The 21515-nt window shown below is 62.7% G+C and carries 18 protein-coding genes; 1 reads left to right on the top strand and 17 read right to left on the bottom strand.

Annotation, left to right across the window (positions count from 1 at the left end; all coding sequences use genetic code 11):
- Positions 1-10: 10 nt before the first annotated feature.
- The 10 genes from phoB to B4F51_RS01350 form a co-directional block, all read right to left on the bottom strand.
- Positions 11-724: a phosphate regulon transcriptional regulator PhoB gene (phoB, locus tag B4F51_RS01395; protein WP_296223306.1), complete on the bottom strand. Its 714-nt coding sequence runs from the start codon at positions 722-724 to the stop codon at positions 11-13.
- A 23-nt stretch (positions 725-747) separates the two neighbouring features.
- Positions 748-1461 carry a phosphate signaling complex protein PhoU gene (gene phoU / locus B4F51_RS01390; RefSeq protein ID WP_296223305.1) on the bottom strand — a complete coding sequence of 238 codons (714 nt, stop codon included), beginning with the start codon at positions 1459-1461 and terminating at the stop codon, positions 748-750.
- 35 nt (positions 1462-1496) lie between these two features.
- On the bottom strand, positions 1497-2288 hold the full coding sequence (gene pstB / locus B4F51_RS01385) for a phosphate ABC transporter ATP-binding protein PstB (protein ID WP_414706644.1): 792 nt from the start codon (positions 2286-2288) through the stop codon (positions 1497-1499).
- A complete protein-coding gene (gene pstA, locus B4F51_RS01380; protein ID WP_296223303.1) occupies positions 2285-3169 on the bottom strand; it encodes a phosphate ABC transporter permease PstA in 885 nt (294 codons plus the stop codon). Before pstA ends, pstB begins: the two co-directional genes overlap by 4 nt.
- A 38-nt stretch (positions 3170-3207) precedes the next feature.
- The gene (pstC, locus tag B4F51_RS01375) at positions 3208-4182 is read right to left on the bottom strand and encodes a phosphate ABC transporter permease PstC (RefSeq protein ID WP_296223302.1); all 975 of its coding nucleotides are present in this window, start codon (positions 4180-4182) and stop codon (positions 3208-3210) included.
- Between the two features lie 97 nt (positions 4183-4279).
- Positions 4280-5311, bottom strand: a complete 1032-nt coding sequence (pstS, locus tag B4F51_RS01370; RefSeq protein ID WP_296223301.1) for a phosphate ABC transporter substrate-binding protein PstS — start codon at positions 5309-5311, stop codon at positions 4280-4282.
- Positions 5312-5504: 193 nt separating this feature from the next.
- Positions 5505-6848, bottom strand: coding sequence for a phosphoglucosamine mutase (gene glmM / locus B4F51_RS01365; protein ID WP_296223300.1), 1344 nt, complete (start codon positions 6846-6848; stop codon positions 5505-5507).
- 103 nt (positions 6849-6951) lie between these two features.
- Positions 6952-7815, bottom strand: a complete 864-nt coding sequence (gene folP / locus B4F51_RS01360; protein WP_296223469.1) for a dihydropteroate synthase — start codon at positions 7813-7815, stop codon at positions 6952-6954.
- 145 nt (positions 7816-7960) lie between these two features.
- The gene (ftsH, locus tag B4F51_RS01355; RefSeq protein WP_296223299.1) at positions 7961-9847 is read right to left on the bottom strand and encodes an ATP-dependent zinc metalloprotease FtsH; all 1887 of its coding nucleotides are present in this window, start codon (positions 9845-9847) and stop codon (positions 7961-7963) included.
- A 123-nt stretch (positions 9848-9970) separates the two neighbouring features.
- Entirely contained in the window at positions 9971-10636 is a 666-nt protein-coding gene (locus B4F51_RS01350; protein WP_296223298.1) for an RlmE family RNA methyltransferase, read from the bottom strand.
- A 96-nt stretch (positions 10637-10732) separates the two neighbouring features.
- Between B4F51_RS01350 and B4F51_RS01345 the strand changes: the two genes are divergently transcribed.
- The gene (locus tag B4F51_RS01345) at positions 10733-11233 is read left to right on the top strand and encodes a YhbY family RNA-binding protein (RefSeq protein WP_296223297.1); all 501 of its coding nucleotides are present in this window, start codon (positions 10733-10735) and stop codon (positions 11231-11233) included.
- A gap of 54 nt (positions 11234-11287) precedes the next feature.
- Here the strand turns inward: B4F51_RS01345 and B4F51_RS01340 are convergent, their stop codons facing one another.
- The 7 genes from B4F51_RS01340 to B4F51_RS01310 form a co-directional block, all read right to left on the bottom strand.
- Positions 11288-11755, bottom strand: coding sequence for a DUF4149 domain-containing protein (locus tag B4F51_RS01340; protein ID WP_296223468.1), 468 nt, complete (start codon positions 11753-11755; stop codon positions 11288-11290).
- A 20-nt stretch (positions 11756-11775) separates the two neighbouring features.
- Positions 11776-12252, bottom strand: a complete 477-nt coding sequence (gene greA / locus B4F51_RS01335) for a transcription elongation factor GreA (RefSeq protein ID WP_296223296.1) — start codon at positions 12250-12252, stop codon at positions 11776-11778.
- A gap of 196 nt (positions 12253-12448) precedes the next feature.
- Entirely contained in the window at positions 12449-15694 is a 3246-nt protein-coding gene (gene carB / locus B4F51_RS01330; RefSeq protein ID WP_296223295.1) for a carbamoyl-phosphate synthase large subunit, read from the bottom strand.
- Positions 15695-15710: 16 nt separating this feature from the next.
- The gene (leuE, locus tag B4F51_RS01325) at positions 15711-16385 is read right to left on the bottom strand and encodes a leucine efflux protein LeuE (RefSeq protein WP_296223294.1); all 675 of its coding nucleotides are present in this window, start codon (positions 16383-16385) and stop codon (positions 15711-15713) included.
- Between the two features lie 22 nt (positions 16386-16407).
- A complete protein-coding gene (gene carA / locus B4F51_RS01320) occupies positions 16408-17544 on the bottom strand; it encodes a glutamine-hydrolyzing carbamoyl-phosphate synthase small subunit (protein WP_296223293.1) in 1137 nt (378 codons plus the stop codon).
- 330 nt (positions 17545-17874) lie between these two features.
- Positions 17875-19773 carry a propionate--CoA ligase gene (gene prpE, locus B4F51_RS01315; RefSeq protein ID WP_296223292.1) on the bottom strand — a complete coding sequence of 633 codons (1899 nt, stop codon included), beginning with the start codon at positions 19771-19773 and terminating at the stop codon, positions 17875-17877.
- Between the two features lie 146 nt (positions 19774-19919).
- Positions 19920-21446, bottom strand: coding sequence for a transglycosylase SLT domain-containing protein (locus B4F51_RS01310; protein WP_296223291.1), 1527 nt, complete (start codon positions 21444-21446; stop codon positions 19920-19922).
- Positions 21447-21515 lie beyond the last annotated feature (69 nt).

Raw genomic sequence — 21515 nt, 5'->3', positions numbered from 1 at the left:
CCGCCGACGATTATTGCCCCGGATTGCGCGCCAGGCGGTAACCGCTGCCGCGCACGGTTTCGATCATGTTGCTGTAGCCGCCCGGGGCGAGTGCCGCGCGCAGGCGCTTGATGTGCACGTCCACCGTGCGCTCCTCCACGAACACGTGATCGCCCCACACCTGGTCGAGCAGTTGCGAGCGACTATGCACGCGCTCCGGATGCGTCATCAGGAAATGCAGCAGGCGGAATTCGGTCGGGCCCAGATCGAGCTTGATTGGGTTTTCCGCTTCGGTGTTCAGGGCCGTCACGCGGTGCGTGGCCGGGTCCAGCTTCAGGCCGTTGATGGCCACCACGTCGTCAGTCAGTTGCGGCGCACGGCGGCGCAGCACGGCCTTGATGCGGGCCAGCAGTTCCTTGGGCGAGAACGGCTTGGTGACATAGTCATCAGCGCCGCTGTCCAGACCCATGATCTTGTCCTGCTCTTCGCTGCGGGCGGTCAGCATGATGATCGGAATCTGGCGTGTACGCTCATTGGCGCGCAGCTCCTTGGCGAACATCACGCCGGACTTGCCCGGCAGCATCCAGTCCAGCAGAACGAGATCGGGCAGCACGTCGCTCATCAGCGAGAGCGCTTGTTCTGCGTTATATGCACGAATCGGGTAATGACCCGCGTGCTGCAGGTTGACGGCGATCAGTTCGGCGATCGCCGGTTCGTCTTCCACGACGAGAATACTGCTCGGCATGCTCACGTCTCCAGTCCTGCCTTTTATTCGCCCTCGCCCAGGATCTCGCGCTCCAGCGCCTCGCGTCCGGCATGCCGGACGTCGGTTCCCTTGACGATGTAGATAATAAACTCGGCGATATTCTTGGCATGGTCGCCGATGCGCTCGATCGCCTTGGCGATGAAGAGCAGGTCCAGCGCCACCGAAATCGTGCGCGGGTTCTCCATCATGTAGGTGATGAGCTCGCGCATGAAGCCACGGAATTCCTCGTCGATCGCCTTATCTTCCTGCAGGATCGACACGGCAGCGGCTGTGTCCAGGCGTGCGAAGGCATCCAGTGCGTGGCGCAGGATGGTCGCGGCCATCTCGCCCGAACGCTCCACGTCAGCGTAGTTCAGCGAATGCGCCAGCGGGTCCTGCATGAGGCGCTTGGTACGCTTGGCGATCTTCGCGGCTTCATCGCCGGCACGTTCCAGGTTGGTGATGGTTTTCGAGATTGCCATCACCAGACGCAGGTCGCGGGCGGTCGGCTGGCGGCGCGCGATGATGTTGTTGCAGTCGCCGTCGATCTCGATTTCGAGCGCATTGATCTCCTGCTCCACTGCGAGCACCTGGTCGCACATGGCGGTGTCGAAATTGGCCAGGGCACGCATCGCACGGGCGATCTGCGCCTCGACCAAGCCACCCATCTGCAGCACCTTGGTGCTGATGGAAGTCAGGTCGGTGTCGAATTGCGTCGACAGATGTTTATCGGACATCGCTTTCTCCTTGTCGCTTCGGCTCGGGTTGCTGGTCAGCCGAAGCGGCCGGTGATGTAGTCTTCCGTCTCTTTGCGGCGGGGCTTGATGAAGATCTTCTCGGTTTCGCCGAACTCGATCAGCTCGCCCAGGTACATATAGGCGGTGTAGTCGGAGCAGCGCGCCGCCTGCTGCATGTTGTGCGTCACGATGACGACGGTGTAGTCGTCCTTCAGCTCGGCAATCAACTCTTCGATCTTACCGGTGGAAATCGGGTCCAGCGCAGAGCACGGTTCGTCCAGCAGCAGCACTTCGGGGCGGATGGCAATGCCGCGTGCGATGCACAGACGCTGCTGCTGGCCGCCCGACAGGCCGTAGCCCGATTGGTTGAGCTTGTCCTTCACTTCATTCCACAGCGCGGCCTTGGTCAGCGCCCATTCCACGCGGTCGTCCATTTCGGAACGCGACAGGCGTTCGAACAGCTTCACGCCAAAAGCGATGTTGTCGTAGATCGACATCGGGAACGGCGTCGGCTTCTGGAACACCATACCCACCTTGGCACGCAGCAGGGCGATGTCCATGCGCGAGGTCAGCAGGTTCTCGCCGTCCATGTTGATCTCGCCTTCGGCACGCTGTTCGGGATATAAGGCGTACATCTTGTTGAACGTACGCAGCAGCGTCGACTTGCCGCAACCCGACGGACCGATGAAGGCCGTCACCTGTTTCTCGGGAATCTGCAGCGAGATGTTCTTCAGCGCGTGGAACTTGCCGTAGTAGAAGTTCAGGTCGCGAACATCGATCTTCGGGTTCTGCGTGCGCACTTCGAGGGACGTAGCAGTCATGGTCATTTCTTGGTGAACAAGGCACGCGCGAGGACGTTCAGCCCCAGCACACCCAGCGTAATCAGGAACACCCCGGCCCAGGCCAATTGCTGCCATTCGAGGAACGGGCTCATCGCAAAGCGGAAGATCACCACCGGCATCGTCGCGATCGGCTGGTTCAGATCCAGGCTCCAGAACTGATTGTTGAGCGCGGTGAAGAGCAGCGGCGCGGTTTCACCGGCAATGCGCGCCACGGCCAGCAGCACACCAGTGATCACACCGGCATACGATGCCTTGAGCGTGATCGACAGCACCATCTTCCACTTGGGCGTGCCGAGCGCCATGGCGGCCTCACGCATGGCGTTGGGCACCAGGTTCAGCATGTTCTCGGTGGTTCGCACCACGATCGGGATCTGCAGCAGCGCCAGCGCAATCACACCGGAAATGCCTGAGAAATGCTGCACGCGCGCCACCACCAGGGCATACACAAACAGGCCGATCACGATGGACGGTGCCGACAGCAGGATGTCGTTGATGAAGCGCGTGGCGCTGGCCAATGCCGAAGTCTTGCCGTACTCGGCCAGATAGATGCCTGCCAGGATGCCCAGCGGCGTGCCAATCAGCGTGGCCATGCCCACCAGCAGGAACGAACCCACGATGGCATTCGCCAGACCGCCTCCGGGCGTGTTCGGCGGCGGCGTCATCTCCGTGAAGAGCGCCAGCGACAGGCCGCCCACGCCCAGCGAGAGCGTGGTCCACAGAATCCACGCCAGCCACACCAGACCGAAGCCCATGGCGGCGAGCGAGAGCGCCAACGCAAAGCGGTTGACGTTACGGCGGCGGGCCTGCAGGCGCGACTTGACCTTCTCGGAGTCAGCGCGGACGGCAGGAATGGATGGCGTGCGCATGGTGTTGGGTCTCATGGCGTCGGGCAAATCGCGTTGGTTCACTTATGGCCCTCGCTCTTCTGCAGGCGCAGCAGCAGCAGCTTGGATGCCGCCAGCACGATGAACGTGATGACGAACAGGATCAAGCCCAACTCCATGAGCGCTGCCGTGTGCAGGCCAGGGCCTGCCTCTGCAAATTCATTGGCCAGCGCCGAGGTGATGCTGTTACCGGGAGAAAACAACGACACGTTATCCAGCAGGTTGGTGTTGCCGATGACGAACGTCACTGCCATGGTCTCGCCCAGCGCGCGACCCAGGCCCAGCATCACACCGCCGATCACACCCGCCTTGGTGTACGGCAGCACCACGTTCCACATCACTTCCCACGTCGTGCAGCCCACGCCGTAGGCGGATTCCTTGAGTAGCGTCGGCGTGATTTCGAACACGTCGCGCATCACTGCCGAGATGTACGGGATGATCATGATTGCCAGGATCACCCCCGCGCACAGCAGGCCGATACCGATTGGTGCGCCCTGGAACAGCGCGCCCACAAACGGGATCTGGCCGATGGTTGCTGCCAGCGGCTTTTGAAAATACTCGCCGAAGATCGGCGCAAACACGAGCAGGCCCCACATGCCATAGACGATGGACGGCACGGCAGCCAGCAGCTCGATGGCGGTACCCAGCGGTCGGCGCAGCCAGGCCGGCGACAGCTCGGTCAAGAACAGGGCAATGCCGAAACTCACTGGCACGGCAATGATGAGCGCGATCAGCGAGGTGACAACGGTGCCATAGATCGGTACCAGCGCACCATACACGTCGGCGGGCGGATCCCACTCCGAATTCCACAGGAATGACAGGCCGAACTTCTGGATCGACGGCCAGGCGCTAACGATCAGCGAGACGATGATGCCGCCCAGCAGCAAGAGCGTAACGATGGCCGCAAGGCGGGTCAGACCGCCGAACAGCAGATCGCCGATGCGGCTTGGCGCTCGCACACTGGAAGCACCGGAAGAATCAGAGAGCGTGGCCATGAGGGAAACCGGTCAGCCGTGAGAGAAGCTTTGAAATGGCGCGGGCGGCCGTTCTGCACCGCCCGCACCTGTGCTACATCCATGCAGCGAACAACGATCAGTTATAGACCGCCTTGCCCGATGCGTCCTTCACGTTCGACTTCCAGGTCGCGCGGATCTGGTTCTTCACCACGTCTGGCAGCGGCACGTAGTCCAGCGCCTTGGCTGCATCATCACCACCCTTGTAGGCCCAGTCGAAGAACTTCATCACTTCAGCGCCTTGCACCGGCTTGTCCTGCGTCTTGTGCAGCAGGATGAAGGTCGCGCCAGCGATCGGCCACGCATCCTTGCCCGGCTCGTCCGTCAGGATCTGGTAGAACGACTTGTTCCACTCGGCACCGGCAGCGGCGGCCTTGAAGGCATCAGCGGTCGGCTGCACCACGGCACCCGCCTTGTTCTGCAGGTTGATGTGGGTCATGTGGTTCTGCTTGGCGTAGGCGTACTCGACGTAGCCGATGGCGCCACCCAGACGTTGCACGAACGCGGCCACGCCTTCGTTGCCCTTGCCGCCCGTACCGGTCGGCCAGTTCACGGTCGTGCCTTCGCCAACCTTGCCCTTCCACTCGGCATTCACCTTCGACAGGTAGTTCGTGAAGATGAAGGACGTGCCCGAGGCATCAGCACGGCGCACCACCAGAATGTCCTGGTTCGGCAGCTTCGCCTTCGGGTTCAGCTTGACGATGGCGGGGTCGTTCCACTTCTTGACCTCGCCCAGGTAGATCTTGCCCAGTACGTCGCCGGTCAGCATCAGCTCGCCCGGCTTCACGCCCGGCAGGTTGATCACAGGCACCACGCCGCCGATCACGGTCGGGAACTGCATCAGGCCGTCCTTGTTCAAGTCAGCATCCTTCAGCGGCATATCCGAAGCGCCAAAGTCAACGGTCTTGGCAGTGATCTGCTTGATGCCGCCGCCCGAGCCGATGGCTTGATAGTTCACCTTGGTGCCGGTTGCCTTTTGATAGGCATCAGCCCACTTGCTGTAGACGGGGGCCGGGAACGTTGCGCCGGCGCCGGTAATGTCAACAGCAAATGCAGCACCAGCGAAAGCCAGCGAAGCCACGCCCGCGATCGCGGTTTTGACCAGTTTCATGTGTCCTCCAGAGGAGCGGTTGAGCGATGACAGATTTTTGACATCCGAACTTTAGGTCGCTCACATGACACTTATGTGACAACACAAAAACTTCTCACAACCAGCTTATGCCGCACGAAAGTTGCCTGCAAGGCATAAAAAAAGCGACACAAAGGCCGCTTTTTTTCCACTTCTTCAGCGTTCTGCTGGCAACTTACTGAAATGTTGCCGCCAGGCGCTCCGCGTGCCGTGTTGCCAGATCGGCATCTTGTGCCTCCACCATGACCCGCACAACCGGCTCGGTGCCGGACGGACGGATCAGCACCCGCCCCTTGCCGTCGAGTTCGGTCTCGCTCGTCTTCAGTGCGGCCTGCAAGCCGGCATGGGACTTCCAGTCAAAGCCCTTTGCGACGCGGACATTGATCAATTTTTGCGGGAACAGGCGCACGCCGTCCAACATCTGGTCGAGCGTTTGGCCGCTGCGACGCAGCGCCGCAAGCACCTGCAGCGCCGAGATGATGCCGTCGCCAGTGCTGTGCTTGTCCAGGCACAGCAGATGGCCCGAGCCCTCGCCGCCCAGCAGCCAGCCGTTCTTCTTCAGCTCTTCCAGCACATAACGGTCACCCACCTTGGCGCGCACAAATTCCACGCCTTGCGCCTTGAGCGCCAACTCCACCGCTAGGTTGGTCATGAGCGTACCAACGGCACCGGGCACCGGCAGACCGGCCGCACGACGCGCCTGCACCATTACGTAGAGCAGCTCATCACCGTTGTAGAGGCGGCCATTCTTGTCGACCACCTGAAGGCGGTCGGCGTCACCATCAAAGGCCAGACCGATGTCCGCACCATGCTCACGCGTCGCCTCAACCAGCTTGCCCGGCGCCGTCGCGCCATAGCCGTCGTTGATGTTGCGACCGTTCGGCTGGTTGCCGATCGACACCACGTCGGCCCCGAGTTCGTGGAAGACATGCGGGGCGATGTGATACGCGGCACCATGCGCGCTATCCAGCACGATCTTCATGCCGAACAGGTTCAGGTCGTTCGGAAACGTGCTCTTGCAGAACTCGATGTAGCGGCCGGCAGCATCGTCGATGCGGCGGGCGCGGCCCAATGCGTCGGAAGCCGCGTACTCCATCGGCTTCTCCAGCTCGGCCTCGATCTGCGCCTCGGTTTCGTCCGGCAGCTTGTCGCCGGTGGCAGAGAAGAACTTGATGCCGTTGTCGTAATACGGATTGTGCGAGGCCGAAATCACCACACCGGCGGACAGACGCAGCGCACGTGTCAGATATGCCACGCCGGGCGTAGGGAGCGGCCCACTCATCAGTACATCGACGCCGGCCGCCGTGAATCCAGCTTCCAGCGCCGCTTCCAGCATGTAGCCCGACAGACGCGTGTCCTTGCCGATCAGCACCGTAGGACGGCCATGCCCGTGCGCCTCATTGCCATGCGCCAGCACGCGGCCCGCCGCATAGCCGAGCCGCAGCACGAAGTCAGGGGTGATCGGGCTCTCACCCACGCGCCCCCGGATGCCATCGGTACCGAAATACTTCCTGGACATTGCGTATCTCTCCTGCGAAATGTTTCTTTGTTTGTAAGGCGCCGGCCGTGGCCGGGCAATCGTCTGTTCGCTCGACCCCGCCCGCGCGAAACCGAAGCGACAATCATTCCTGTGGCGGATCGATGCGTTCGTGACGCATGGCCCACCAGACCCGAAGGGCTTCGACAGTTGGCTGCACATCGTGCACGCGCACGATAAAAGCGCCCCGCTCGGCTGCCAGCAATGCGGCGGCCACGCTCGCCGTGACGCGCTCGGCCGGCGGCTTGCCGCCCAGCACCGCACCCAGCGTGGATTTACGCGACAACCCGACCAGCAGCGGCAGGCCGATACGTTCGAAGCACTCCAAGCGATTGAGCATGATGAGATTGTGATCCGGTGTCTTGCCGAAACCAAACCCTGGGTCCAGCGAAATGCGCTCGGCTGCTACACCTGCCGACAGCAAGGCGGCCGTCTGCGCCCGCAGAAAATCCTCGACTTCCGCCATCAGGTCGGTGTAGCGGGGTGCCTCCTGCATGGTTTCCGGATCACGCTGCATATGCATCACGCAGAGGCCTGCAGTGCCCTTGGCCACCGCCTCGATTGCACCGGCGCGACGAAAGCCCCAGATGTCGTTGATGAGATCGGCGCCAGCATCCAGCGTGGCGCGCATCACCTCGGGCTTGTAGGTGTCGATCGACAGTGGCTTGCCGCAGTCGCGCAACGCTTCGACGATCGGCATCACACGATCCAGCTCTTCCTGCAGGCTCTGCGGCGCGGCGCCCGGCCGGCTCGACTCGCCGCCGATATCGATAATGTCAACGCCCTCGCCAATCAGCAGTTCGGCATGACGCAACGCCGCATCGCGCGTGGCATGCTCGCCGCCATCGGAAAACGAATCAGGGGTGACGTTGAGGATGCCCATGACCAGCGGGCGCCGGTCGCGTGCGTAACGAAAACGTCCGCACTGAAAGTGCGTCGTGGTGGGAATGGAAGCAGGCAAGATATGCGAATCAGAATGCGGCGCAGGATCAGGATGCTACGCCAGGGCAAGCCCAATGAAGCGCCCACAAAAAAGCCGGCGCGCTCGCACCGGCTCTTCTGCGTCACCCGCTGGGCGACAAACTAAACAGTCATCAGGCCGTGGCAGGCACGTTGCCCGGGTTCACGCCAGCAGGCGTGCCACCGCCCGGCGGGGTGCTGCCGCCACCGGTCGAACCATAGCGCGGCGGACGCGGCGGCTTGCCGTCCATGATGTCGTTGACTTGGTCGGCGTCGATGGTTTCCCATTCGAGCAGCGCGGTAGTCATCGCCTCGACCTTGTCGCGGTTCGATTCCAGCAGGCCCTTGGCCAAGGTGTACTGCTCATCGACGATACGGCGGATTTCCGAATCAACCTTCTGCTGGGTCGCCTCAGACACCGTCTTCGATGCCATGCGACCGAAGAAGCCATCCTGCTCAGTGTCGACATAGACCATGGTGCCGAGCGTGTCGCTCATGCCATAGCGCGTCACCATGTCGCGGGCCATCTTGGTGGCGCGCTCGAAGTCGTTGGAGGCGCCCGTGCTCATCGCGCCCAGGAACACTTCTTCTGCTGCACGACCGCCGAACAGGATCGCGATCTCTTCCAGCATCGTGTCCTTGTACGCGTAGTGCTTGTCATGCTCCGGCAGTTGCCATGTCAGGCCACCAGCCCAGCCGCGCGGCATGATCGTGACCTTGTGCACCGGATCGGCCTTCGGCAGCAGCTTCGCAACCACCGCGTGGCCCGACTCGTGGTACGCCGTGGCGCGGCGCTCTTCTTCGCGGATCACGGCCGACTTGCGCTCCGGCCCCATGTAGATCTTGTCCTTGGCGTCTTCGAAGTCCTGCATGTCGACCACGCGCTTGTTGCGGCGGGCGGCAAACAGCGCAGCCTCGTTGACCAGATTGGCCAGATCGGCGCCCGAGAAGCCCGGCGTACCGCGTGCCAGCACCGACGCATCAACGTCATTGCCGATCGGCACCTTGCGCATGTGGACCTTCAGAATCTGCTCGCGGCCGCGGATATCTGGCAGACCGACGTAGACCTGGCGGTCGAAGCGACCCGGACGCAGCAGCGCCTTGTCGAGCACGTCCGCACGGTTGGTCGCGGCGATGACGATGACACCCGAGTTGGCCTCGAAGCCGTCCATTTCGACCAGCATCTGGTTCAGGGTCTGCTCGCGCTCATCGTTGCCGCCGCCCATGCCGGCGCCGCGATGGCGGCCGACCGCGTCGATTTCGTCGATGAAGACGATGCAGGGGGCCTGCTTCTTGGCGTTCTCGAACATGTCGCGCACGCGGGCCGCGCCCACGCCGACGAACATTTCAACGAAGTCCGAGCCCGAGATGCTGAAGAATGGCACCTTGGCCTCGCCGGCAATGGCGCGGGCCAGCAGCGTCTTACCCGTACCCGGAGGGCCAACCAGCAGCACACCACGCGGGATGCGCCCGCCCAGCTTCTGGAATTTCTGGGGATCTTTCAGGAAGTCGACCAGCTCGACGACTTCTTCCTTGGATTCGTCACAGCCTGCCACGTCAGCAAACGTGACGCTATTGTTGTTCTCGTCGATCAAGCGCGCTCGCGACTTACCGAACGAGAAGGCACCGCCTTTCCCGCCGCCCTGCATCTGCCGCATCATGTAGAACCAAAACACGATGATCAGCAGTGTCGGGCCGAGGTAGTAAAGCGCAGTGAGGAGCACACCTTGCTCTTCTTCTGCCTTGCCGGTCACCTGCACGCCGTACTTCATCAGGTCGCCAACCATCCAGATGTCGCCCGGCGAAATGATGGAATACTTGTTGCCCTCGTTGGGCGTGACCAACAGTGTGCGGCCTTGGACTTCAACGCGCTTGACCTTGCCAGCCTTCGCATCGTCCATGAATTGCGAATACGTCACACCCTCTTGGGCGCGCGGCTTGTCGAACTGCTTGAAGACGGTGAACAGCACCAAGGCAATCACCAGCCAGATGGCCGCCTTCTGAAACCAGTTGTTATTCAAGGCGAGACTCCTTTAGAAATGCCTTGACGGGATGCTTGGCATTGTAATGCACGGACACTGCCGCGGGTTGATTGCCCGCAAGACCGTCAGCGCCACTCAGCCCCCCTACTCAAATATCGTCCGTCAGCCCGGATGCTTGAGCTGGCGGCCCAGCAGAAATGTCTCGGAAGACTTGTCGCGGGAGGCCTTGGGCTTGCGCGGCGCCACAATCTTGAAATGGCGCTTGAACATCTCGACGATTTGACTATAGCCGCTGCCGTGAAAACATTTGATCAGCAGCGCGCCCTCGGGTTTCATGTGTGCCTGGGCGAATTCCACGGCCAGCTCGGCGATATGCTCCATGCGCGCGGCGTCCGCCGACGCCACTCCGGACAGATTGGGGGCCATATCCGACAAAACAAGGTCCACCTTGCCTCCGCCGGTGGTGTCCAGCACGATTTTTTCGAGCTGCTGGAAGACCTCTTGGTCGCGGAAGTCACCCTGAATGAAGGTCACGTCGGCCACCGGTTCCATTGGCAGGATATCGATGGCGACGATGGCGCCGTCAATACGCCCGTCCTTGGCGCGCGGAGACGCGGCCAGCTTGTTGCGCACGTACTGGCTCCAGCTTCCTGGCGCAGCGCCCAGATCAACAATGACCTGGCCCGGCTTGATCAGCTTGTCCTGCTCGTCGATCTCCTTGAGCTTGTAGGCGGCGCGCGCGCGGTAGCCTTCGCGCTGCGCCAGCTTCACGTACGGATCGTTGATATGGTCGTGCAGCCACGACTGGTTGAACTTGTTCTTTGCCATCGAATTGATTGCCACGCCGCCTAAAAATGGCAGCTAGGGCTGATTTTGGCGGATAATACGCGCCGTTTGTCTTTTTGCGCGATTCCGCCCTCATTTATGCCCGCCCTCATCCTCACCCCTGCCCAACGATCGGAACTGCGCTCGGAAGCGCATGCGTTGAATCCGGTCGTCATCATCGGTGCGGAGGGCCTGACCAAGGCCGTTCTAGCCGAAATCGACCGCTCACTGGCGGCCCACGAGCTGATCAAGGTCCGTGTGGCTGGCGATGACCGCGAAGCGCGCATCGAAATCTACGACACCATCTGCGCTCGCCTGCAGGCCGCGCCCGTGCAGCACATCGGCAAGCTGCTGGTGATCTGGCGTGAAGGTCCGGTCTACCTGAAGGAAAACCAGCCGAAGGATCTCAAGCCGCCTCGCAAAACCACCATCGGTACCGGTCCGCGCTCTGTAGTGGTGCGCAAGCCGAATCCGAACAGCACGCGCCGTCCGAAACCGATTCGGCTGAGCGTGCTCGGCAACGAGCGCGTCACGGCCGGCGGCAACGTCAAGCGGGCCAAGCCGCGCCAGTCCAGCCAGAAGAAGAAGGCGCTGTCCTGATTCAGCCCCCACAAAAAAAGAACGACCGGCTTTTTCTGCCGGTCTTTTTTTTCCTCAAGCGGACTGCCGGATGCCGGCCGCTTTCCAGATCAGTACAAGGCCGAGCAGGCTTTGCACCAGATAAAACACGCTCGACACACCATGCAGCATGCCGAACTGAGTGCGGTACGGCGAGTCACCCACCGCCACGCCCAGCGCATCGGCCTGGGCCCGCAGCGAAGCCATGAACGGCTGTAGGCCAAAATAGCCAACCAGAACACACAACAGCATCCCCAACGCCAGCCAGCGCAGTGGCTTGTAACCCATCTGCCCACGCCGCACGAGCGCGGTGGCGGCCACCAGCATCAGACAGCCGGCGGCCAAACCGATCCACGCCTCGGCGTGGAACAGTCGGCCAGCAATCGAACCCGCCAACTGACGATCTTCCAGCATGGCAAACAGCGTCGGGGCAACGATGTAGCCGATGGTCCAAAGCGAACCGCACCATACCGTGGCAAGCAACAGGAAGAAGCGCTGCGGCATGGTGGCCATTCCGGTTCGGGTTACAGGTACTTGACTGCCAGGACTTCGTACTCGCGTTCGCCGCCCGGGGCGATCACGGTGGCTACGTCGCCCTCGAACTTGCCGATCAGCGCACGGGCGATCGGCGAACTGATCGAGATCTTGCCCGTTTCCAGATCGGCTTCGTCATCGCCAACGATCTGGTAGGTGACGGGCTTGCCCGAATCCAGGTCTTCCAAGTCGATGGTGGCACCGAAAACGACACGGCCATCGGCATCCAGTGCGGATGGATCGATGATCTGCGCGGCGGACAGCTTGCCTTCGATTTCTTGGATGCGGCCTTCGATGAAGCCCTGGCGTTCCTTGGCGGCATCATAGTCGGCGTTTTCGGACAGATCGCCCTGGGCACGTGCCTCGGCGATGGCGTTGACGACGGCCGGACGCTCCTTGGTCTTCAGACGTTGGAGTTCGTCTTTCAGCATCTCGGCACCGCGCTTGGTAATCGGAATGGTGCTCATGTTGTGGAATTTAGAATCACAAAAAAATCAGCCGCTGCGAAGCGGGAGGGCGCGTAGCGCACACCCGCCTGACGGCGGCTGTCGTTGTTTTGACACGGACGCTGTAGTTTAGGCGAACCGCCCGGAGGCGGCAACTGCCGCCCCCAGGGGGCTCTGACCGCGACGCTATGCCGCGCCGCGCGGCCTGACGAAGGCCTTAAAGACTGGCGTGCAGGCCCTGCAGGTCGTACACATCCAGGTTCTGGATGTGCTTCAGCCCCTCCACCGCAGCACGTGCGCCGGCGATGGTGGTGTAGTACGTCACACGCTGAGCCAGCGCCGCTTGGCGAATGGAGCGCGAGTCGGCAATCGCGGCGCGCGTCTCATCGACGGTCGTGAACACGAGCGCCAGCTCATTGTTCTTGATCATGTCGACAATGTGCGGACGGCCGTCCTTCACTTTGTTGACCACGCGCACAGGAATACCGGCGGCTTCGATGGCCGAGGCCGTACCGCGCGTCGCTACGATCGGGTAGCCCAGCATATGCAGCGAACGGGCAACTTCCACCGCCTGCGGCTTGTCGCTGTCCTTGACCGTCATCAGCACGGTGCCCTTCTCGGGCAGGCGCGAACCGGCGGCGAGCTGGCTCTTGAACAAAGCCTCGCCGAAGGTCTTGCCGACGCCCATCACCTCGCCGGTGGAGCGCATTTCTGGTCCAAGCACCGGGTCGACGCCCGGGAACTTGTTGAACGGAAACACGGCTTCCTTGACGCTGTAGTACGCCGGCACGACCTCGGTCTCGATGCCTTGCGAATCGAGCGACTGCCCGGCCATGCAGCGCGCGGCCACCTTGGCCAGCGAGATGCCGGTTGCTTTCGACACGTACGGCACGGTACGCGAGGCACGCGGGTTCACTTCCAGCACGTAGACGATATCTTCGCCACCCTTGCGCTGGATCGCGAACTGCACGTTCATCAGGCCGACCACATTCAGTGCCTTGGCCATCGCGGCGGTCTGGCGCTTGAGCTCATCGACGGTGGCTTGCGACAGCGAGTACGGCGGCAGCGAGCAAGCTGAGTCGCCCGAGTGTACGCCGGCCTGCTCAATGTGCTCCATCACGCCGCCGATGAACACGCGCTTGCCATCGGAGAGGCAATCCACGTCGCATTCGATGGCGTCGTTCAGGAAGCGGTCGAGCAGCACAGGGCTGTCATTCGAGACCTTCACGGCTTCGCGCATGTAGCGCTCGAGGTCGCGCGACTCGTGCACGATTTCCATCGCGCGGCCGCCCAGCACGTACGACGGGCGCACCACCAGCGGGTAGCCGATCTCTTCGGCAAGCTTGAGCGCTTCGTCTTCGGCACGCGCGGTGCGGTTGGGCGGCTGGCGCAGGCCCAGGTCTTGCAGCAGCTTCTGGAAGCGCTCGCGATCTTCGGCTGCGTCAATCATGTCCGGCGACGTGCCGATGATGGGCACGCCGTTGGCTTCCAGATCAAGCGCGAGCTTCAGCGGCGTCTGGCCGCCGTACTGCACGATCACGCCGACCGGTTTTTCCTTGTCGACGATTTCGAGCACGTCTTCCAGCGTGACCGGTTCGAAGTACAGGCGGTCAGAGGTGTCGTAGTCGGTCGAGACGGTTTCCGGGTTGCAGTTGACCATGATGGTCTCGTAACCGTCTTCGCGCAGTGCCAGTGCGGCGTGCACACAGCAGTAGTCGAACTCGATGCCCTGGCCAATCCGGTTCGGGCCACCGCCCAGCACCATGATCTTCTTGCGGTCGGTCGGCTCGGCTTCGCACTCACCGTGCTCGGCCTCGTAGGTCGAGTACAGGTAGGCCGTGTTGGTCGCGAACTCGGCCGCGCAGGTGTCCACACGCTTGTAGACCGGGCGGACCTTCTCGGCGATACGCTTCTCGCGCACGGCCTTGGAGGTCGTCTTCATCAGCTTGGCGAGGCGCCGATCGGAGAAGCCCTTCTGTTTGAGCAGACGCAGTTCGGCAGCCGACAGGCTATCGAGCGTGCGGGCCTTGACCAGCGCTTCGGTCTTGACGATGTCTTCGATCTGCGCGAGGAACCACGGGTCGATGTCGGTCTCGGCGTAGACCTCATCGATCGACAAGCCCAGGCGGAATGCGTCGCCCAGATACCAGATGCGGTCCGGACCGGCTTCGCCGATCTCTTCGATGATCTCGTCGCGGTCGGTGGACTTTTCGTCCAGGCCATCCACGCCGACTTCCAGGCCGCGCAGCGCCTTCTGGAACGATTCCTGGAACGTACGGCCCATGGCCATCACCTCGCCCACCGACTTCATCTGCGTGGTCAGGTGGCTGTCGGCCTGCGGGAATTTTTCGAACGCGAAACGCGGCACCTTGGTGACCACGTAATCGATGGACGGCTCGAACGATGCCGGGGTCGCGCCACCGGTGATCTCGTTCTTCAGCTCGTCCAGGGTGTAGCCCACGGCCAACTTGGCAGCGACCTTGGCGATCGGGAAGCCGGTGGCCTTCGAAGCCAGTGCTGACGAACGCGACACACGCGGGTTCATCTCGATCACGATCATCCGGCCATCCTTCGGATTGATCGAGAACTGCACGTTCGAGCCGCCGGTATCCACGCCGATCTCGCGCAGCACGGCCAGCGAGGCGTTACGCAGGATCTGGTATTCCTTGTCGGTCAGCGTCTGCGCCGGGGCCACGGTGATGGAGTCGCCGGTGTGGATGCCCATCGGGTCCAGGTTTTCGATCGAGCAGACGATGATGCAGTTGTCTGCCTTGTCTCGCACGACTTCCATCTCGTACTCCTTCCAGCCGAGCAGCGATTCTTCAATCAACAGCTCGTTGGTCGGCGAGAGGTCCAGGCCGCGCTTGCAGATCTCTTCGAATTCTTCGCGGTTGTAGGCGATGCCGCCGCCCGTGCCACCCAGCGTGAACGACGGACGGATCACGATCGGATAGCCGCTGGTGCCGGTGTCCTTGGAGATCTTCGCCTGCACGGCCAGCGCTTCTTCCAGCGAATGCGCAATGCCCGACTTGGCAGAACCCAGGCCGATCTTGGTCATCGCATCCTTGAACTTCTGGCGGTCTTCAGCCTTGTCGATGGCCTCCGGCGATGCGCCGATCAGCTCGACGTTGTACTTCTGAAGCACGCCGTGGCGGTGCAGGTCCAGCGCGCAGTTCAGCGCGGTCTGGCCGCCCATGGTCGGCAGGATCGCGTCCGGACGTTCCTTGGCGATGATGCGCTCGACCACCTCCCAGGTGATCGGCTCGATGTAGGTCACATCGGCCGTGCTGGGGTCGGTCATGATGGTGGCCGGGTTGCTGTTGACCAGAACCACCTTGAAGCCTTCCTCGCGCAGCGCCTTGCATGCCTGCGCGCCGGAGTAATCGAATTCACACGCCTGGCCGATGATGATCGGACCTGCGCCGATGATCAGGATGGTTTTGATGTCTGTACGTTTTGGCATAACCCGCTCGATTCGATTAATTCAGTGTGGCCGTCGCCAGCTTGGCGGAAAAGCCGATAAACATGGCGCCGACGCCGCTGCTCATTCCGGCAGACAGACGTCGTCGCGCGCGGAACGCCGCGGCCAGCCGCGCGCCCACGAAGATGATGGTGGTCAGGTACAGGAAGCTGCAGATTTGGCAGACCAGCCCAAGCACGACGAACGACACCACCGGCAGCGCGTAGTGCGGATCGACGAACTGGATGAAGAACGAGATGAAGAACAGGATCGCCTTCGGGTTCAGCAGGCTGATGATCAGCGCCTTCTTGAACGGATGCGATTCATCGGCCGGAGCGGCGTTCTGCTCAACCGATTCGCCGGCCTTGCGCGCGCGCCAGCTACGCAGCGCACCACGCAGCATCTGCAGGCCGATCCACGCCAGGTACGCCGCGCCGATGTATTTCACGACGTAGAACAGCGCCGGACTCGCCTTCAGCAGCGAAGCCACGCCCGCCGCCGACAGCACCATCAGGATGGCATCACCCAGGAACACGCCGCATGCGCCCTGATAGCCCGCACGCACACCGCGACGGGCTGCCACCGACAGCACGTACATCGAGTTCGGCCCCGGCAACAGCACGATAAAGATCGTGCCGAGCAGGAAGGTCCAGAACTCGGTGACGCCGAAGTGAGCAAGCATGAAAGCGTTCATGGCGATGCGTTCTCGTTTGCAGTTATTGCTTGCGCTCGGCCATCGCCGCGGTGAAGCGGTCGAACAGATAGGCGATGTCGTGCGGGCCTGGCGACGCTTCCGGGTGGCCCTGGAAGCAGAACGCCGGGCGGTCGGTCAGTTCGAAACCCTGCAGCGTGCCGTCGAACAGCGAGACGTGCGTCACGCGGGTGTTGGCGGGCAGCGATTCCGGGTCCACCGCGAAGCCGTGGTTCTGCGAGGTGATGACCACGCGGCTGTCCTGGAGGTCCTTGACCGGGTGGTTCGCACCGTGGTGGCCGGTCTTCATCTTGAGCGTCTTGGCACCGACGGCCAAGGCCATGATCTGTTGACCCAGGCAGATGCCAAACGTCGGGATACGGCGCTCCAGGAATTCTTTCGTGGCGTTGATGGCGTAGTCGCACGGCTCCGGGTCGCCGGGGCCGTTGGAGAGGAACACGCCGTCTGGGTTGTAGGCGAGCACGTCGGCGGCACTGGTTTGCGCCGGCACCACCGTCACGCGGCAACCGCGTTCGGCCAGCATGCGCAGGATATTGAACTTGACGCCGAAGTCATACGCGACCACATGGTACTTCGGCGCTTCCTGCTTGCCGTAGCCGCGGCCCAGCGCCCATTCGGTCTGGGTCCACTCGTATGGCTCCGTCACGGACACAACCTTCGCCAGATCCATCCCCGACAGGCCCGGGAACGAGCGCGCCAAGTCGATGGCCTTCTGCACGTTGTCTTCGCCGGCCAGAATGCAGCCGTTCTGAGCGCCCTTCTCGCGCAGGATTCGGGTCAGCTTGCGGGTATCGATCCCGGAAATGGCGACCACCTTCTCGCCCTTCAGGTAATGCGAGAGCGAATGCTCCTTGCGGAAGTTCGACGCGAGGATCGGCAGATCCTTGATGATGAGGCCGGCGGCATGGACTTTCGTGGCTTCGACGTCCTCACGGTTCACGCCGACGTTGCCGATATGCGGATACGTGAGCGTGACGATCTGGCGCGAGTAGCTCGGATCGGTAAGGATTTCCTGGTAGCCGGTGATGGCGGTGTTGAACACCACTTCGCCGATCGTATGACCAGCTGCACCGATGGAATAGCCACGAAAGACCGTGCCGTCTGCAAGCGCAAGAATGGCGGGCGGGAAAGACGGCAACACGGGTAGCTCCTGCTGGATTCACCCTGTGCCAACCTGAACGCCTTGCGCGCCATGCGGACTTCCGGCTGAGCGGAATCCGGGCCGTTTGCGCGTCGGAACTGGGGCGGAGCTCACCAAAGAACGAGGCAGACGGGGCGGTAGGCGGGAGGTAGAAAGCGGTAGGCGCTAGGGTGATGGGTTTCTGAACTCAAACCCAAAAATTATACCCCGACACCATAAAAAACTCAATAAAAGGAAGGACTTAACGGCGAGCACCCCGCCAATTGTGGCGAGGCCTCGCAGCCGCCAGCCTTTTTTCAGACTGGCGCATGCATCACTTTTTATGGGCGATCAGCCTTCCATTGCCGTCTTGACTTGGGCGAGCGCGGTCGGGTCTTCAATGGTGGTCAGATCACCCGGATCGCGGCCCTCAGCCACCGCCTGCATTGCCCGGCGCAGGAGCTTGCCCGAACGCGTTTTGGGCAGCGCACCCACGAAGAACACACGTGATGGCCGCGCCACCGCGCCTAGTTGCGTCTCCACTGTGCGCATCAGCTCGCCCTCCAGCGCGAGGCGGCCAGCCGCGTCGGCCACGCGCGACGCATCGCGCACGATGGCAAACCCCATCGCCACCTGCCCCTTGAGTTGATCGGCCACGCCCACCACCGCCACTTCGGCAATCGCCGGATGCGACGACAGGCTCTCCTCGATCTCGCGCGTGCCCAGCCGATGGCCCGCCACGTTGATCACGTCATCGGTGCGACCGAGGATGGTGATGTAGCCCTCCTCGTCGCGCACACCCCAGTCGAAGCTGGAATAGAGGTGGCGCCCGGGAAAAGCGGACCAGTACGTCCGCAGGAAGCGCGCGTCGTCACCCCAGACAGTGCTCATGCACCCCGGAGGCAGCGGTGCGGCGACAGCCAGCAGCCCCTTTTCACCTGGGGCACAGGGCTCGCCTGTGGTTTCGTCCAGGATATCGAGCTTGTAGCCATACACCGGAAAACCCGGCGAACCGAGCTTCTGCGTAGAAGGCTCCACGCCCTGCGGGATGGCCAGCATCGGCCAACCGGTTTCGGTCTGCCAGTAGTTGTCGACAATGGGCTTTTGCAAGGCGTCGCCGATCCAGCTTGCCGTGGGCTCGTCCAACGGCTCCCCGGCCAAAAACAGGCGGCGCAGGCTGGACAGGTCGTGCCGGCGCAGCAGCGCCGGATCCTGCTTCTTGAGCACGCGGATGGCCGTCGGCGCGGTGAACATCACGTTGACGCGGTATTGCTCGACGATGCGCCACCAGACCGCGCCGTCGGGGCGGATCGGAGTGCCTTCGTACATGACGGTCGTCAGGCCCGCCAGCAGCGGCGCATAGACGATATAGCTATGCCCCACCACCCAGCCGACATCCGACGCCGTAAACATCGTGTCCCCCGCCTGCGCGCCAAAGATGAGCGGAATCGACGCCGCCAGCGCCACAGCATAGCCGCCCGTGTCGCGCTGCACGCCCTTCGGCTTGCCGGTCGTGCCCGAAGTGTAGAGGATGTACGACGGCTCATTCGACTCCATCCATTCGCACGGCACGTCGGCATCGGCGTGTTGGCCGGCCAGCGTGGCGTAATCGACGTCGCGCGGGTGGCGCTGCATCGGCGCGAGCTTGCGGTTGACCAGCAAGACGTGCTCGGGCTTGTGCGCAGCCAGATCGATGGCGGCATCGAGCAGCGGCTTGTATTCGACCACCTTGCCCGCGCGCGAGCCAGCATCGGCGCTGACGATCACGCACGGCGTCGCATCGTCGATGCGCGTGGCAAGGCTGTTGGACGCAAAGCCGCCGAACACCACCGAGTGGATCGCCCCGATGCGCGCGCAGGCCAGCATCGCAAAAGCCGCCTCGGGGATCATCGGCAGATAGATCAGCACGCGATCGCCACGCTTGACACCCAGCGATTGCAGGCAAGCCGCCATGCGATTGACTTCGCGATGAAGCTGGCGATACGTATAGGTGGTCTCAATGCCGGTTTCGGTGGACACGTAGGCCAGCGCGGCCTGCTCGCCGCGCGTGGCGAGATGCCGGTCGACAGCGTTGTGGCACAGGTTGGTGCGCCCGCCCACAAACCAGCGCGCGAACGGCAGGCGCGAATCGTCGAGCACGGCAGAGTACGGCGTCTGCCAATCAATGCGCTGGGCCTGCTCGCCCCAGAAGCCGGCGGGGTCGTCGATGGAACGCTGATACAGCGCGCGGTATGCGGCGGACATGGACATGACGTTGTCTCCTGGCCGTCGTGCGCGACGGCTCAATGTTGGATGTGCTCAATGCGCCTACTGTGCGGCTGCCAACTTACGCAGGTCTTACCGCAGGCCAAAAAGCAAAACGGCGCCCCGCAGGACGCCGTTTCATCTTGCCAGTCTCAGCGCTTTTTGCGCTTGGCCGAAGTGCTTGCCACCGGTTTGGCCTTGACCACCGGCTTGCCCGCCACCTTCGCCACCGGCACACGGGACGTCGCAGCCGGCTGTGCCGACGCCGATACCCGCACGATGCGCGCCCGGCCACCACGTGCCTGCGGCAACATCAGCACCACGTTATGCCCCCGGGGAATGGCATCGCCGGGCAACTGGTTCCACGCCCGAATCTGTGCTGCCGACACGCCATAGCGCCGCGACAGCCCTGCGACGGTATCCCGTTTGCCCGCGCGCACGACCACGCGGCGCAGGTCCGGCAAGTCGGGTTCGACCGCCATCGTCGCGTTCTCGGCCAGCTCGGGGCTGATATCGGGTGCGCCTTCCTTGTCGCCCTCGGCACGCGGCACCACCACGGTGGAGCCGGCTTTCAGACGCATCCCCTTGGGGATGCGGTTGATCTCGCGAATCGTGTCCGGGTCCACCTTCAATCGCGCGGCCAAGGCCTCCACGCGCTCACGGTTGCCGACCGTCACGGCCGTCCAGCTCGACAGGCCACCGTGATACGTATTCAGGTTGTATTGGAACGTTTCCGCGTTGTCGTAGGGCAGCAGAATCTGCGGGTTGGACGCGCCAAGAATCACCGGCCGGTTAAAAGACGGATTGAGCGCCTTGAACTCGTCCATCGGCAGATTGGCCAGGCGCGCGGCCAGCGCGACGTCAATGTCACGCGAGGTGGTGACGGTGACAAAGTATGGGTGGTTCGGGATATCCGGCAGCGTGACGCCGTAGCGCCCCGGGTTGGCGATGATGTTCTTGACCGCCTGGAGCTTGGGCACGTACATGCGCGTCTCCGCGGGCATGTTCAGGTTGATGTAATCCGTCGACAGGCCCGCTGCCTGGTTGCGCGCAATGGCCCGGGCGACCGAGCCCTCACCCCAGTTGTAGGCGGCCAGCGCCAGTTGCCAGTCGCCAAACTGGTCGTGCAGCTTGGAGAGATAGTCCAGCGCGGCGTCGGTCGAGGCGAGCACGTCCCGGCGCTCGTCCTGGAAGACGTTCTGCTTGAGGTTGTAAGTTTTGCCGGTGCTCGGGATGAACTGCCACATCCCGGCCGCCTTGGCGCTCGACACTGCCTGCGGGTTGAAGGCGCTTTCCACGAACGGCAGCAGAGCCAGTTCAGTGGGCATGTTGCGCCGTTCCAGCTCTTCGACGATGTGATACAGGTAGCGATTGGAGCGGTCCACCATGCGGCGGAACGCTTCGGGGCGCTGCGCATACCAATCGGTGCGGTCGTCCACGGCCGAGCTTTGCAGGTCGGGCATGGAGAAACCTTGGCGGATGCGCGCCCAGAGATCCTTGGCCGGCCCTTTCAGGGAGGCCACGGGCTGCTGATCGACGTTGACAACCGACGTGTTGCGGCCGGAGGTGGAGGATACGGCGCTTGTGCTGGCGGTGTCGGCATTCGGAGCGGGAGCGGTGGCACAGGCCGCGAGAAGCAGACTGAGCACAGATGCCGCAAGAAGTCGCACGGATCGCATCAAGTTCTGAGGGGTTGGACCGAAAAATTGCCCCGATGGTATGAAAGGCATTCCGCCGAGTCAACCCGC

The organism is Ralstonia sp. UBA689 (assembly GCF_002298975.1).
Classification (GTDB): domain Bacteria; phylum Pseudomonadota; class Gammaproteobacteria; order Burkholderiales; family Burkholderiaceae; genus Ralstonia.
This window is presented reverse-complemented; position numbering and strand designations above follow the sequence as displayed.